At 72.5% G+C, this 15179-nt stretch carries 13 protein-coding genes; 9 read left to right on the forward strand and 4 right to left on the reverse strand.

Features of this window, described 5'->3' with window-relative positions; translation table 11 throughout:
• Window positions 1-67: 67 nt before the first annotated feature.
• A complete protein-coding gene (locus ABTY61_RS09330) occupies window positions 68-604 on the reverse strand; it encodes a MarR family winged helix-turn-helix transcriptional regulator (RefSeq protein ID WP_350504345.1) in 537 nt (178 codons plus the stop codon).
• 497 nt (window positions 605-1101) lie between these two features.
• Between ABTY61_RS09330 and ABTY61_RS09335 the strand changes: the two genes are divergently transcribed.
• Window positions 1102-2721 carry a M4 family metallopeptidase gene (locus ABTY61_RS09335; RefSeq protein WP_350504346.1) on the forward strand — a complete coding sequence of 540 codons (1620 nt, stop codon included), beginning with the start codon at window positions 1102-1104 and terminating at the stop codon, window positions 2719-2721.
• Window positions 2722-3124: 403 nt separating this feature from the next.
• Complete coding sequence (locus tag ABTY61_RS09340) at window positions 3125-4744, forward strand: M4 family metallopeptidase (protein ID WP_350504347.1); 1620 nt, start codon at window positions 3125-3127, stop codon at window positions 4742-4744.
• A 105-nt stretch (window positions 4745-4849) separates the two neighbouring features.
• Here ABTY61_RS09340 and ABTY61_RS09345 read toward each other — a convergent pair whose 3' ends face one another.
• Entirely contained in the window at window positions 4850-5161 is a 312-nt protein-coding gene (locus tag ABTY61_RS09345; RefSeq protein WP_350504348.1) for a DUF3817 domain-containing protein, read from the reverse strand.
• A 259-nt stretch (window positions 5162-5420) separates the two neighbouring features.
• On the opposite strand from ABTY61_RS09345, the gene ABTY61_RS09350 reads away from it, so the two are divergent.
• From ABTY61_RS09350 to ABTY61_RS09370, 5 genes are all read left to right on the forward strand, one after another.
• A complete protein-coding gene (locus ABTY61_RS09350; protein WP_350504349.1) occupies window positions 5421-6218 on the forward strand; it encodes a DUF2127 domain-containing protein in 798 nt (265 codons plus the stop codon).
• Window positions 6219-6293: 75 nt separating this feature from the next.
• The gene (locus ABTY61_RS09355; protein WP_350504350.1) at window positions 6294-6932 is read left to right on the forward strand and encodes an AIM24 family protein; all 639 of its coding nucleotides are present in this window, start codon (window positions 6294-6296) and stop codon (window positions 6930-6932) included.
• Complete coding sequence (locus ABTY61_RS09360) at window positions 6932-7582, forward strand: AIM24 family protein (RefSeq protein WP_350504351.1); 651 nt, start codon at window positions 6932-6934, stop codon at window positions 7580-7582. The genes ABTY61_RS09355 and ABTY61_RS09360 overlap by 1 nt, the downstream gene beginning before the upstream one ends.
• Before the next feature lie 212 nt (window positions 7583-7794).
• Window positions 7795-8595 carry an AIM24 family protein gene (locus ABTY61_RS09365; protein ID WP_350504493.1) on the forward strand — a complete coding sequence of 267 codons (801 nt, stop codon included), beginning with the start codon at window positions 7795-7797 and terminating at the stop codon, window positions 8593-8595.
• Between the two features lie 40 nt (window positions 8596-8635).
• The gene (locus ABTY61_RS09370) at window positions 8636-9151 is read left to right on the forward strand and encodes a MarR family winged helix-turn-helix transcriptional regulator (protein ID WP_350504352.1); all 516 of its coding nucleotides are present in this window, start codon (window positions 8636-8638) and stop codon (window positions 9149-9151) included.
• Between the two features lie 72 nt (window positions 9152-9223).
• Here the strand turns inward: ABTY61_RS09370 and meaB are convergent, their stop codons facing one another.
• Window positions 9224-10180, reverse strand: a complete 957-nt coding sequence (gene meaB / locus ABTY61_RS09375; protein WP_350504353.1) for a methylmalonyl Co-A mutase-associated GTPase MeaB — start codon at window positions 10178-10180, stop codon at window positions 9224-9226.
• Window positions 10181-10263: 83 nt separating this feature from the next.
• Complete coding sequence (locus ABTY61_RS09380; RefSeq protein ID WP_350504354.1) at window positions 10264-11457, reverse strand: acetyl-CoA C-acetyltransferase; 1194 nt, start codon at window positions 11455-11457, stop codon at window positions 10264-10266.
• 257 nt (window positions 11458-11714) lie between these two features.
• On the opposite strand from ABTY61_RS09380, the gene mce reads away from it, so the two are divergent.
• Window positions 11715-12158, forward strand: coding sequence for a methylmalonyl-CoA epimerase (gene mce / locus ABTY61_RS09385; protein ID WP_350504355.1), 444 nt, complete (start codon window positions 11715-11717; stop codon window positions 12156-12158).
• Between the two features lie 508 nt (window positions 12159-12666).
• The coding region (locus ABTY61_RS09390) for a polarized growth protein Scy-related protein (RefSeq protein WP_502895253.1) at window positions 12667-15179 on the forward strand (2513 nt) is incomplete at its 3' end.

Raw genomic sequence — 15179 nt, forward strand, 5'->3', positions numbered from 1 at the left:
CGCCTCGCTCGGCAGTTTCAGCGGGTACGCCCGGATCCGCGCACCGCCCCCACGAGGGTAGCCGTCCTCACGGCCGCTCCTCCGCAGCCCCCTCGCCCGGCTCGGCGAAGTCGCCCGCCGCGATCCGCAGCGGCTTGAGCAGTTCGAAGACCTGGCGGCACTGGTCGGGACCGTACTCCTCCAGCCCGAACTCCATCGCCATCAGCTCCCGGGTCGCCGCCTCGACCACCTCGCGGCCGCGCCCGGTGATCGCGGCGAGCACCCCGCGGCCGTCCAGCGGGTTGGGGCGGCGGGCGACCAGGCCGGCCCGCTCCAGGCGGTCGACGGTGTTGGTGACGCTGGTCGGGTGGACCATCAGCCGCTCGCCGATCTTGGAGAGCGAGAGCTCGCCGGTCCGGCTGAAGGTCAGCAGCACCAGCGCCTCGTACCGGGCGAAGGTCAGTCCGTACGGCTTGAGCACCGCGTCGACCCGGGAGAGCAGGATCTGGTGGGCGCGCATGATCGAGGTGATCGCCGCCATCGAGGGCACGGTGCCCCAGCGGCGGGCCCACAGTTCGTCGGCGCGGGCGATCGGGTCGAAGTCGAGTGCGAGGGGCTTGGCCACCTCCTTACCGTACCGGCGGACCGGACGTGTGCTACCAGCCGTCCTGATGGTGGACAAGCGCGACGCGTGGCGGGATCCCGCCAATCGGACGGCCAGGTCCATACCTGGACATTGCGTCGGTGTGAATGGAGGGCAACAGCTGCCCGGCGCAACGGGGTTGGCGTCGAACGCCGGAACGCCCCGGTATCAGGCCTCGGTTCGGATCGAAACCCGCTGAAAGTCGGGGTAAAAGGTCCCCTTTTGTCCTTCTGTTCACATTGCTTCGCCCTGGCGGGACTTGGCCAATTCATGAGGAAGACCTGTCATTTGATTTGCTCGATTGTCATGCTTTCCGCCAACCCCGTTCGACCGCCACCACCCCCACCCAACCGGTGGCAGCCGCACGACCGTTCGGGGTCCTCGCACGTCAGTGCCCGTCCCGCCCCGAAGGTGCCGACCCCGGCCCCCGGGACGCGGCGCGACCGCGCCCACACGCGGTTTCCCGGAAGGACTCGCCCGTGAAGCGAAAGCTCGCCGCAGTCGCCGTACTCTCCGCCACCGCACTGCTCACCGGTGTCGTCCAGACCGGCGCGGCCCAGGCCGGCCCGGCCCCGCACGCCCCGCAGCACGCCGACCTGATCGCCCAGGCCAACGGCCAGGCCGGCAAGGTCGCGCACGCCCTGGCCCTGGGCGGCCAGGAGCAACTGGTGGCCAAGGACGTCGTGGTGGACACCGACGGCACCCGCCACCTCCGCTACGAGCGCACCTTCGCCGGGCTCCCCGTCCTCGGCGGCGACCTGGTCGTGCACCAGAAGGCGGACGGCTCGACCACCGCCGTGGACAAGGCCGTCGGCGCGAAGCTCGCGCTGCCCAGCCTCAGCCCGCAGATCCCGGCGGACAAGGCCGCCGCCCAGGCCACCGGTGCCGTCCGGTCCACCGTCGGCATCACCGTCGACGAGGACGAGGCCCCGCTCACCGAGGTGCACCAGGCCGGCCAGGCCGAGCTGGTCGTCTGGGCCACCGACGGCAGCCCGCGCCTGGCGTACCGGACCACCGTCGAGGGCCTGCGCTCCGACGGCACCCCGAGCAGCCAGCTGCTGGTCACCGACGCGGCCACCGGCCAGGTGCTCTCCACCCACGAGCAGGTGCAGACCGCCTCCGGCAGCGGCAAGGGCGTCTTCGTCGGCTCCGTCCCGCTGACCACCACCCAGAGCGGCAGCTCGTACCAGCTCAAGGACGCCACCCGCGGCGGCCAGGCCACCTACAACCTGAAGAACAGGACCTCCGGCTCCGGCACGCTGTTCGCCAACACGACCAACAGCTTCGGCAACGGCCTGGTCTCCAACCCGGAGTCCGCCGCCGTCGACGCCCAGTACGGCGCCGCCGCCACCTGGGACTTCTACAAGAACACCTTCGGCCGCAACGGCATCAAGAACAACGGCGTCGGCGCCACCAGCCGGGTCCACTACGGCACCAACTACGTCAACGCGTTCTGGAGCGACACCTGCTTCTGCATGACGTACGGCGACGGCGCGAGCAACACCCACCCGCTCACCGCGATCGACGTCTCCGGCCACGAGATGACCCACGGCGTCACCTCCGCCACCGCGGGCCTCAACTACTCGGGCGAGTCCGGCGGCCTCAACGAGGCCACCTCCGACATCTTCGGCACCATGGTCGAGTGGTACGCCAACCTGCCCTCCAACCCGCCGAACTACTGGATCGGCGAGAAGATCAACCTGCGCGGCGACGGCAGCCCGCTGCGCTACCTGGACCAGCCCAGCAAGGACGGCCGCTCGGCCGACTACTGGGACGCCAACGTCGGCGACCTGGACGTGCACTACTCCTCCGGCGTGGCGAACCACTTCTTCTACCTGCTCTCCGAGGGCAGCGGCGCGAAGACGATCAACGGGTTCAGCTACAACAGCCCGACGGCCGACGGCTCCTCGCTCGCCGGCATCGGCCGGGACAAGGCCGCGCAGATCTGGTACCGCGCGCTGACCGTGTACTTCACCTCGACGACCGACTACGCGGGCGCCCGCGCGGCCACCCTCAGCGCGGCGTCGGACCTGTACGGCGCGAACAGCGCCGAGTACGACGCCGTCGCCGCGACCTGGACCGCCGTCAACGTCAACTGACCTGCGGCGGAAGGTGAGCTGGACGCCCGGGACCCCGTTGGAGGGCAGGCCCCGGGCGTCCGTCCGCGGTGTACCGCTGTCAAGCGGCTCGGCTGGCGGAGTTCCGCCAGCCGGGACGAACCGCGGATTCCGGGCAGTGGACGGCAGCCGAACCATCCGCACCGCCGCTGGCGACTCCTGGCCAATCCCGGAGGCGCCCCTGTCCTTCCCTGCCCTGAATTGTCATGCTTATGACCAAGCTCTCGTCCGACCCCCTGTTCTCCCCCACCCGACCGACAGGGCGTCAGCAGCCGTACGGGAGCCGCACGTCCGCGCCCTACCGCCCCAACGGCGCCACCCCCGGCGCCCCGGTACGCGGCGCACCCGCAGGCACCCGCGGGTTTCGTGGAAGGAACCGCCCTACGTGAAACGAAAGTTGACCCTCCCGGCCGTACTCTCCGCCACCGCTCTGCTGGCCGGCGTCATCCAGATCGCCGCCCTGCCCGCCGCCCAGGCGGCCGACCTGCCGCAGCCCGCGCCGCTCGCTCTGGCCGCCGGACAGAGCGCCCCGCTCGCCGGGGCCCTGGCCCTGGGCGCGCAGGAGCGGCTCGTCGCCAAGGACGCCGTGGTGGACGCCGACGGCACCCGGCACCTGCGCTACGAGCGCACCTACGCCGGACTCCCCGTCCTCGGCGGCGACCTGGTCGTGCACCAGCGCCCCGACGGCTCGGTGGCCTCGGTGGACCGGGCGTTCACCGGCCGGCTCGCCCTGCCGGACGGCCTGGCCCCCGGGCTGTCCGCCGACGAGGCCGCCGAGCGGGCCACCGACGCGGTACGGGCGACCGTCGGCCTGGCCGCCGACGACGACGAGGCCGCGCTCAGCCGGGTGGACGGCACCGACCGGACCGAGCTGGTGGTCTGGGCCGCCGACGGCAGCCCGCGGCTGGCCCACCGCACGGTGGTGCGCGGCGAGCGCGCCGACGGCACCCCGAGCAGCCAGCAGGTGGTCACCGACGCGGCCACCGGCGAACTGCTCTCCACCCACGAGGAGTTCCAGACCGCGGCCGGCAGCGGCAAGGGCGTCCACGTCGGCACCGTCCCGCTGACCACCACCCAGAGCGGCTCGACCTACTCGCTCAAGGACGCCACCCGCGGCGGCCAGTCCACCACCGACCTCAAGGGCGGCACCTCGGGCAACGGCTCGCTGTTCACCAGCACCAGCAACACCTGGGGCAACGGGCTCACCTCCAACCGCCAGTCGGCCGCCGTGGACGCCCAGTTCGGCGCCTCGGCCACCTGGGACTTCTACAAGAAGACCTTCGGCCGCAACGGCATCAAGAACAACGGCGTGGGCGCGCTCAGCCGGGTGCACTACGGCTCGAACTACGTCAACGCGTTCTGGGACGACACCTGCTTCTGCATGACCTACGGCGACGGCAACGGCAACACCAACCCGCTCACCGCGATCGACGTCTCGGGCCACGAGATGACCCACGGCGTCACCTCCGCCACCGCGGGCCTCAACTACTCGGGCGAGTCCGGCGGCCTCAACGAGGCCACCTCCGACATCTTCGGCACCATGGTCGAGTGGTACGCCAACCTGCCGGCGAACCCGCCGAACTACTGGATCGGCGAGAAGATCAACATCTTCGGCAACGGCAAGCCGCTGCGCTACATGGACAAGCCCTCGCTGGACGGCAGGTCCGCGGACTCCTGGTACTCCGGTGTCGGCAACCTGGACGTCCACTACTCGTCCGGGGTCGCCAACCACTTCTTCTACCTGCTCTCCGAGGGCAGCGGCGCCAAGAGCATCAACGGCTACAACTACAACAGCCCGACCTCCAACGGCGCGAAGGTGACCGGCATCGGGCGGGACAAGGCGGCGGCGATCTGGTACCGCTCGCTGACCGTCTACTTCACCTCCACCACCAACTACAAGGCCGCCCGCACCGCGAGCCTCAAGGCCGCGGCCGACCTGTACGGCGCCAACGGCGCCGAGTACAAGGCGGTGGCGGCGGCCTGGAGCGGGGTCAACGTCAACTAGGCGGCCCCCGACCGGACCACTCCCGGTAAGAAACGGCGACAGGCTGCCGCGGCCCTTTGGGAGAGGAGGCCGTGGCAGCCTGTCGACCGTCCACGCGGAGCGGGATCAGGCGGTGGCGGGCTGCAGCTCGCCGCGCTCCTCCCGGCCGAGCATCCGCTCGGCGACGAAGCCGCCGAAGGGCAGCACCGAGAGCACGAACAGCAGCACGCCGCGCTTGGCGTCCCACTTCTGCGCCTGCCAGGCCTGGATCCAGAAGACCACGTACAGGATGAACAGGATCCCGTGGACCATGCCCATCACCGGCACCGCGTCGAAGGACGTCGTGCGCTTCAGCACCGAGCAGATCAGCAGCAGGATGAAGGAGATCCCCTCGGGCGCGGAGATCAGGCGCAGGCGGTGGACGGCGCTGCTGTTCACGTTGGATACCTCAATACGGGGGTCGGAGGCGTGGGCGCGCTTGTGAAGCGACTCACAAGCCTTCCGGCCATTATCACCGAGCACATGTCCGAGTCCCGGGCCGGGGGTGGCCACCGTGCCGGATGTCACAACGGCGTGCCGGAACGCCGCCGGACGCAGCAGGGCGTCGCCCGTACCCCCTATCCTGCTGCCCGCGCGCCCACCGAACCGGGCGCCGCGGCAGCACACACGGGGCAACACACACGGGGGTAGCCACCACATGTTCAAGCGTGACTGGGACCGCAGGACCTGCGCCAAGCGCGGCCACACCACCTACGCGCCGACCGAGCCCGAACTGGCCGCCCGGCTGCACGCCGCCACCGCCGTCGGCGACGCCTGGCGCTGCCTGCGCTGCGGCGACTTCGCGCTCGGCGCCCCGCACGGCTCCGGCCCGGCGGCGGACGCCCCGCTGGTGCCGCGCGGCAAGGCGCTGCGGGACCTCTTCATCCTGCGCTTCCTGGCCGTCGAACGGGTACTGCGCGGCGTGATCATCATCCTGATCGCCTGGGGCGTCTGGAAGTTCTCCAACAGCCAGGAGGCCGTGCAGCGGATCTTCGACGAGGACCTCACGGTCTTCAAGCCGGTCGCCGACCACTTCCACTGGGACATCAACAACGCCCCGGTCGTCGAGACGATCCGCAAGACCTTCGGCTATCAGAAGAAGACCCTGCTGATCGTCGCGGGCGCACTGATCGCCTACGCGCTGATCGAGATCGTCGAGGCGGTCGGCCTCTGGCTGAACAAGCGCTGGGCCGAGTACCTGACGGTGGTCGCCACCGCCGCCTTCCTCCCACTGGAGGGCTACGAGCTGCACGAGCACGTCAGCGCGGTGAAGATCTGCACGCTGGCCCTGAACATCGCCGCGGTGCTCTGGATCATGCTCTCCAAGCGGCTGTTCGGCCTGCGCGGCGGCGTGGTCGCCTTCGAGGCGGAGCGCCACTCGGCCTCGCTGCTGGAGGTCGAGGAGGCGGCCGGGACCGTCCCGCGCCCCGCCCACGGGGCGCACGCGCGGCACTGACCCGTTTGTCCCGAACCGGTAGCAGTTCGTCCACGCCCTCTCCCCCGCCACGGCCGCGGCGGCTAGATTGCGGCCGTGGCACAGTTCAGACTCCAGGGATCGCGCGTACTCGCCGTCGAGTTGGGCGGGGACGCCGTCAAGGCCCGGCACGGCTCGATGGTCGCGTACACCGGCCAGATGACCTTCAAGAAGCTGACCGGCGGCGGGGACGGGCTGCGGGGCGTGGTCGCCCGCAGGCTGACCGGCGAGCGGATGACGGTCATGGAGGTGAAGGGGCAGGGCACCTGCTACTTCGCCGACCGGGCCACCGAGATCAACCTGGTCCGCCTCGACGGGGAGACGCTCTACGTCGAGGCGGACAACCTGCTCTGCACCGAGGCCGGCCTGCACACCGGCACCAGCTTCACCGGGCTGAACGGCGTCTCCTCGGGCAACGGCTTCTTCACCACCAAGGTGGAGGGGCACGGCTGGGCGGCCGTCACCTCCAACGGGCCGGCCGTCGTCCTGCGGGTCGGCAAGGACATGCCGCTGCGGGTCGACCCGGGCGCGTACGTCGCGCACACCGGCAACCTGCACCGCAGCGTCAAGTCGGGCGCGGGCTGGACCACGGTGATCGGCGAGGGCGGCGGCGAGGCCGTGCAGGTCGAGTTCACCGGCGAGGGCCTGGTGTACGTCCAGCCCTCGGAGAAGGTCACCGTCGGGGGTGACGTCTGATGGGCTTCACCCGGATCAACGGCAAGATGGTCGAGGCCCAGGTGGTGCCCGGCCGGCCGCTGTTCAGCCAGCGCGGGGCGATGCTCGGGTACACCGGCGACGTCCGCTTCACCCCGAACATCACCGGCGGCCAGGGCGGGGTGATGTCGATGATCGGCCGGCGGGTCGCCAACGAGGACACCCCGCTGATGACGGTCGAGGGCCAGGGCCGGGTGATGTTCGGCCACGGCGGCCACCACGTGCACGTGATCGACCTGGCCGGCGACACCCTGTTCGTCGAGGCGGACCGGCTGCTCGCCTTCGAGGGCACCCTGCGCCAGTCCACCGTGTTCCTCGGCTCGCAGGGCGGGGTGATGGGCATGGTCCGCGGCCAGGTCAGCGGCCAGGGCCTGTTCACCACCCGGCTGGAGGGCCACGGCTCGGTCGCGGTGATGGCCCACGGCGGCGTCTTCGAGCTGCCGATCACCCCCGGCCAGTCGGTGCACGTCGACCCGCAGGCGTACGTGGCGCACCGCGGCGAGGTGCGCAACAAGCTCTCCACGGCGATCGGTTGGCGCGAGATGATCGGCCGCGGCTCGGGCGAGGCGTTCCAGCTGGAGCTGTCCGGGCAGGGCGCGGTGTACGTCCAGGCGAGCGAGGAGAAGCTCTGATGTCCCACCCGCCGCAGCCGCCGTACGGGCAGTCGCCGCACGACCAGCCGACCCAGCCGGGCTTCACGGTGCCGCCGTCCTACGGCCGGTCGTCGGACTACCCGCCACCGCCTCCCCCGCCGCCGCCGTCCTACCAGCCGCAGCCCCGGCCCTCTCCGCAGCAGCCCCGACCGCCGTACGCCCAGGAGCAGTTCGGCGGCCCGCAGGCCCCGCTGCCGACCGCCCACGGCGGCACCGGCCCGGTGGTGTACGACGCCTACACCCTGCCGGTCGACGACAACGTCAACCCGTATGCCTTCGCCGTCCAGCTGAACGGCTCGTACTTCCTGCAGAAGGGAAAGATGGTCGCCTACTACGGCGACATCTCCTTCCGCGGCGTCGGCGCCGGGATGGTCGACCGGGTGCTCGGCCAGCACTTCAACTCGCCGCTGCACGCGTCGGACTGGGTGGTGGCCCAGGGGCACGGCCGGCTGCTGCTGGCCGACCGCGCCTTCGACCTGAACTCCTACGACCTGGACGACGGCAATCTGACCGTCCGCTCCGGCAACCTGCTCGCCTTCGACCCGGCGCTGCGGCTCAAGCAGTCGATCATCCCGGGCTTCCTGACCCTCATCGGCACCGGCCGGTTCGTCGCCGCCTCCAACGGGCCGGTGCACTTCGTGGAGCCGCCGGTCCGGGTGGACCCGCAGGCCCTGGTCGGCTGGGCGGACTGCCCGGCGCCGTGCCACCACTACGACCACGACTACCTGCACGGGGTGGTCGGCGGCCTACGGCGGCTGACCGGCATCGGCGGCGCCTCCGGCGAGGAGCACCAGTTCGAGTTCATCGGCGCAGGTCAGGTGCTGGTGCAGTCCAGCGAGACGCTGATGGCCGAGCGGTCGGTCGGCCGGGTGGACGCCGAGGCCGGGGTCCCGGGCGGCGGGGTGCCGAACCAGCCGGGCCACGGCGGCGACCACCCCGACGCACCCGGCCTCGGTAACCTGGGCGAGCTCGGTCGGCGTTTCGGCCTGTAAACTTGTACAAGATTGAACTAAAACGGCTATGCTGGATCCCATGGATACGCACACGCTGGACTCCGCGGACAACCCACCGCCGCAGCCCGGGGAGGAGACCCCCTGGCTGACCGCCCGGGAGCAGCGGATGTGGCGCGCCCATCTGGAGGTCGCCAAACTGCTGGACTACCAGCTCAGCCGCGAACTCCAGCCCCACAACCTGGCGATCAACGACTACGAGATCCTGGTCGTGCTCTCCGAGGCCCCGGACCACCGGATGCGGATGACGGACCTCGCGACCGCCACCCTGCAGTCCAAGAGCCGGCTCTCCCACCAGATCACCCGGATGGAGAACGCGGGCCTGGTCCTGCGCCAGGAGTGCCCCGGCGACCGCCGCGGCCTCTACGCCCACCTCACCGAGCAGGGCTGGGAGACCATGCAGCGGGTCGCCCCGGACCACGTGCGCAGCGTCCGGGCCCACTTCATCGACCGCTTCACCCCGGAGCAGCTCGACGCCATCTACGAGGCCCTGGCCCCGGTCGCCGAACACCTCCGCGGCCTGCGCGGCCGCTCGTAGCCGCACCGCGGGCAGCAGCAAGGGCCCGGACCGCTGGAAACCGTCCAGCGGCCCGGGCCCCGCGCGCAACGCTCAGCCCGTGGTCAGGCCCGCCACCAGCTCGTCGGCCGCGCCGTACGGGTCCAGCCCGCCGGTGGCCACCCGCTCGGCCAGGCCGGCCAGGTGGCGGTCGCCGGAGAGGTCGCCGATCCGGGCGCGCAGCTCGGCCAGCGCGATCGCCTCGATCTCCTGGGCGGCCCGACGGCGTCGGCGCGCCGCCAGTTCGCCGGTCTCCTCCAGCCAGGCGCGGTGCTTCTCCAGCGCCTCGACCACCTCGTCCACGCCCTCGCCGCGGGCCGCGACGGTCTTGACGATCGGCGGGCGCCAGTCCCCCGCCCCGCGGGCCTCGCCGAGGCCCAGCATGTGGTTGAGCTCCCGGGCGGTGGCGTCGGCGCCGTCCCGGTCGGCCTTGTTGACCACGAAGACGTCGCCGATCTCCAGGATGCCCGCCTTGGCCGCCTGGATCCCGTCGCCCATCCCGGGCGCCAGCAGCACCACGGCGGTGTCGGCCTGGGCGGCGACCTCCACCTCGGACTGGCCCACGCCGACGGTCTCGACCAGGATCACCTCGCAGCCCGCCGCGTCCAGCACCCGCAGCGCCTGCGGCGCCGCCCAGGACAGCCCGCCCAGGTGCCCGCGGGTGGCCATCGAGCGGATGAACACCTCGGGGTCGGTCGCGTGGTCCTGCATCCGGACCCGGTCGCCCAGCAGCGCCCCGCCGGAGAACGGCGAGGACGGGTCGACGGCGAGCACCCCGACCCGCTTGCCGAGCCGCCGGTAGGCGGAGACCAGCGCCGAGGTGGAGGTGGACTTGCCGACCCCGGGCGAGCCGGTCAGGCCCACCGTGTAGGCCTGCCCGGTGTACGGCGCGAGCGCGGCCATCGCCTCCCGCAGCTGCGGGGCGGCGTTCTCGACCAGCGTGATCAGCCGGGCGACCGCCCGCGGCCGGCCCTCCCGGGCCTGCTCGACCAGCGTGGCGACATCGATCATCGGGATCTCCTTGCAGATGCAGATGCCGAAGGGCTGCGGACCACTTGTGGCGGTCCGCAGCCCCGAGGTCACGTCGGAGTCGGTCAGGCCTTGGGCACGCGGACGATCAGCGCGTCGCCCTGGCCGCCGCCGCCGCACAGCGCGGCCGCGCCGACCCCACCGCCGCGGCGCTGCAGCTCCAGCGCCAGGGTCAGCACCACGCGGGCGCCGGACATCCCGATCGGGTGGCCGAGCGCGATCGCGCCACCGTTGACGTTGACGATGTCGGCGGAGACCCCGAGGTCCTTCATCGACTGGTGGGCGACGGCCGCGAAGGCCTCGTTGATCTCGATCAGGTCGAGGTCGGAGACCTCCAGGCCCTCCTTGCCCAGCGCGTGCTTGATCGCGTTGGACGGCTGCGACTGCAGCGAGTTGTCCGGGCCGGCCACGTTGCCGTGGGCGCCGATCTCGGCGATCCAGGTCAGGCCCAGCTCCTCGGCCTTGGCCTTGCTCATCACGACCACGGCGGCGGCGCCGTCGGAGATCTGCGAGGAGGTGCCGGCGGTGATCGTGCCGTCCTTGGTGAAGGCCGGGCGCAGCTTGGCCAGGCCCTCCACGGTGGTGTCGGCGCGGATGCCCTCGTCCTGGCTGAACAGCACCGGCTCGCCCTTGCGCTGCGGGATGGCGACCGGGACGATCTCGGCCTCGAAGACGCCGTCGGCCTGCGCCTTGGCGGCCCGCTGGTGGGAGGCTGCGGCGATCTCGTCCTGCACCTCGCGCGGGATCCCCAGGCGGGTGTTGTGCTTCTCGGTGGACTCGCCCATCGGGATGTTCTCGTAGGCGTCGGTCAGACCGTCGTGGGCCATCGCGTCGAGCACCTCGACCGCGCCGTACTTGTAGCCCTCGCGGGACTTCGGCAGCAGGTGGGGGGCGTTGGTCATGGACTCCTGGCCGCCGGCCACCACGATGTCGAACTCGCCGGCCCGGATCAGCTGGTCGGCCAGGGCGATCGCGTCCAGGCCGGAGAGGCAGACCTTGTTGATGGTCAGCGCCGGGACGTTCATCGGGATGCCGGCCTTGACGGCCGCCTGGCGGGCCGGGATCTGGCCGGCGCCGGCCTGCAGCACCTGGCCCATGATCACGTACTGAACCTGCTCACCCGTGATGCCGGCCCGCTCCAGCGCGCCCTTGATCGCGAAGCCGCCGAGGTCGGCACCGGAGAAGCCCTTGAGGGAACCGAGCAGGCGACCCATCGGGGTCCGCGCACCGGCAACGATCACAGAGGTGGTGTTGGTCATGGGACGGGCCCCTTCGCACGTCGTGGCCAGGTGGTGAGGATGCGCTCAGGGTACTGACCCGTTTTCCGCCCGTCACCGGAGCGACGGTGTGATCGAGCGCACTGGCACCGTCCAGTCAACACCGTGTCAACGCGGTCCGGGTGAACGTCGGGACACTTCCCGGCGTGTGAGCAGGCTCGCACGTCCGGCACTGGCGCCGCCTCGGGGCCATACGCTGCACTGGGTGCCACTTTCCGTCCACCGCCCTGGAGGTCGCCGTGCTGACCCGTATCGACCACATCGGCATCGCCTGCCGAGACCTCGACAAGACGGTCGAGTTCTACCGCGCCACCTACGGCTTCGAGGTGTTCCACAGCGAGGTCAACGAGGAGCAGGGGGTCCGCGAGGCCATGCTCCGGATCAACGGGACGGACGACGGCGGCGCCTCGTACCTCCAGCTGCTGGAGCCCACCCGCCCGGACTCCACCGTCGCGAAGTGGCTGGAGAAGAACGGCGAGGGCGTGCACCACATCGCCTTCGGCACCGCCGACGTCGACGCCGACGCCGAGTCCATCCGCGGCAAGGGCATCCGGGTCCTGTACGAGGAGCCGCGGATCGGCTCGATGGGCTCGCGGATCACCTTCCTGCACCCCAAGGACTGCGGCGGCGTCCTGACCGAGCTGGTCACCTCGGCCCAGCCCGGCGAGCACGAAGAACACTGAAACGACCTCGGAACCACCCCCGGTGCCGCCCGCTCCCGGGCGGCACACCGGAATTCGGCTCTACCGACCCGTCAGTAACCTGGTCCGACGGCCGGAAAACCCCCACGCGGCCATTCCCCCGCGGTGCGGGCCCACTACAATGCCCAGGTGCGCGACGACTCCGGGGGACGGAGGCGACGGGCACGGCCGATGACAGGCCTGTCCGCCCTCCGGTGGTCGGCCCGTCGCAGGGGAGTCCAGTACGCGGGCACGGCTGAACAGTCGCAAGACGGATCTGTCACCATTCTCCACAGGCAAGAGTTCGCCCAGGAGTCCACCCGGACGAGGGAACGCGGCACGTCCGCGCTCCCGCGACCAGGACTCCGACGACCGCGGCGGACGGCTCCGGCTTGGCAGCGGATCGTCCGGTGGCCGCGGATGCAAGGACCAGTCGGACCGGTACCCCGGACACGGGAGCCCTGGACCGGCCCGGTCGAGGACGCGACCAGGAGATGGATGGGACCGCGGAGTGCGGGGCAACGACCGCTACGAGGTTGACGATCACCTCTCCCAGTTCGAGGCCGAGATGGGTCGGACTCGGAAGGAGCGGGACAAGGCAGTCGAGCATGCCGAGGACCTCGCCTACCAGGTGGAGGTGCTCCGGGCCAAGCTGCACGAATCCCGGCGCATGCTCGCCCAGCCGCGCGCCTTCGACGCCGTCTCCGGCCAGGCCGAGCAGATGCTCCGGACCGCCGAGATGCAGGCCCAGCAGATGCGCCTCGACGCCGAGCGCCAGCTGCGCGACTCCCAGGCCGCCACCCAGCGGATCATGGCCGAGGCCGCCGAGCGCACCGCCCGGCTGGAGGCCGAGCTCACCGCGCGCCGCCGCCAGCTGGAGGACGAGCTCACCGAGCTGCGCCGCGCCGCCGAGCAGCACGTCAACGGCTGGGCCGAGCAGACCCGGTCCGGCTCCGAGCAGGAGGCCCAGCGCCTGCTGCAGGAGGCCCGCGCCGAGGCCGAGCGGATGGTCGCCGCGGCCCGCGCCGAGGCCGCCGCCCTCTCCGACCACGCCCGCGCCCAGACCGCCGCCGACGTGGACGCCGCCCGCGGCGAGGCCCAGGCCGCCGCCGAGGCCGCCCTGCAGAAGGCCCAGAACGACGCCGAGCGGCTGCTGCGCGCCGCCTCCGAGCACGCCCAGCAGGCCGGTGCCCAGGCCGCCGCCGACGTGGACGCGGCCCGCGGCCAGGCCCAGCAGGAGCTGGCCGCCGCCCATGCCGCCGCCGAGCAGCAGCTGGCCGTCGCCCACACCGAGATCAGCCGGCTCAAGGAGCAGGCCGCCGCCGAGCAGGCCCGCGCCGAGCAGCAGCTCGGCGCCGCGAAGGCCGAGATAGAGCGGCTGCGGGCCGAGGTGATCGCCGAGGCCGAGCGCACCCGCCGCGAGGCCACCGAGCTGCGCGCCCAGGCCGAGCAGGCCGCCGAGCAGCTCCAGGCCGACGCCGAGGCCGCCGCGGAGCGCAAGGTCGCCGACGGCGAGGCCGCCACCGAGCAGCGTTCGCAGACCGCCCGGGCCGAGATCGCCCGGCTGGTCGCCAAGGCCACCAAGGAGTCCGAGGCCATCCGGGCCGAGGCCGAGGCGGTCCGCGCCGAGGCCGCCACCCGGCAGGCCGAGGCGGACGCCGCCAAGGCCGCCGCCGCCGAGGAGAGCGAGCGGCTGCGGGCCACCGCCGAGTCGGTCGCCGCCCAGCTGAAGGCCGAGGCCGAGGCCGCGATCGCCGAGCTGCGCGCCCAGGCCGACCGGGACGTGGCGGAGCTGCGGGCGCAGGCCGAGGCCGACGCCCAGCGACTGCGCGGCGAGGCCGAGGAGGAGGGCCGGGCGGCCGGCGCCAAGGACGCCACCGTCCACCTCGCCAAGGCCGCCAAGACCGCCGAGGAGGTGCTCGGCCGCGCCAACCAGGACGCCGAGACCGCCCGCAGCGAGGCCGCCGCCGAGGCGGAGCGGATCCGCGCCGAGGCGCACGCCGAGGCCCAGCGGCTGCGCGAGCAGGCCCAGGCCGCCGTCGAGCAGGCCCAGAACGCCGCCCTGGACGACGCCGCCGCGATCCGCGAGCGGATCGAGCAGATGCAGGACGAGGCGGCCCGGCTGCGCGCCGAGGCCGAGGAGCTGCGCGCCCAGGCCGCCGCCGAGGCCGACCGGGTCCGCAGCGAGGCCCGCCGCCAGGCCGTCCTGCAGATCGAGGAGTCGGCGAAGAACGCCGAGGAGCTGCTCACCAAGGCCAAGGCCGACGCGGACGAGCTGCGCGCGGGTGCTGCCGGGGAGATCGAGCGGCTGCGCGCCCAGGCCCAGGAGCAGGCCGCCGAGACCCAGGGCCGGGCCGAGCAGACCCTGGCCCGGGCCCGTACCGAGGCCGAGAAGATCATCTCGTCCGCCACCCAGCAGGGCCAGGACGCCGTGGCCGCCGCCAAGGCCGCGGCCGCCGAGAACCGCACCGCCACCGAGCGTGAGACCGCCGAACTCCGGCGCAGCGCAACCGAGTTCGACCAGCGGGTGCGCTCCGAGGCGACCGCTGCCGCGGAGGCCGTGACCGCCGAGGCCCAGGCCGAGGCGAACGCCGTCCGGGACGCCGCGGTCGCCGACGCCGAGCGGGTGCGCACCGAGGCCGACACCGAGGCCGCCCGGACCAGGGCCGAGGCCGAGGCCGCCGCGAACGCGCTGCGCGAGGAGAGCCGGCGCGAGCGCGAGGAGGCCGCCGCCGGGCTGCGGCAGGAGCGCGAGGAGACCGCCGAGCAGCTGGCCGGTGCCCGCACCGCCCGCGAGCAGGCCGAGCGGGGCGCCGCCGAGCTGACCGAGCGCACCGCCCTGGAGAGCGCCGAGGTCCGCGCGGCCGCCGACCGGTACGCGGCCGAGCAGCGCGAGCTCGCCGACCGCGAGACGACCGAGCTGCGCGCGGAGGCCGACCGGTACGCCGTCGAGCAGCGCGCCGAGGCCGAGCAGGCCGCGGCCGAGCTGCGCGCCCTCGCCCTGCGGGAGACCACCCAGCAGAC

Source organism: Kitasatospora sp. NPDC096128, from assembly GCF_040303105.1.
Classification (GTDB): Bacteria; Actinomycetota; Actinomycetes; order Streptomycetales; family Streptomycetaceae; genus Kitasatospora.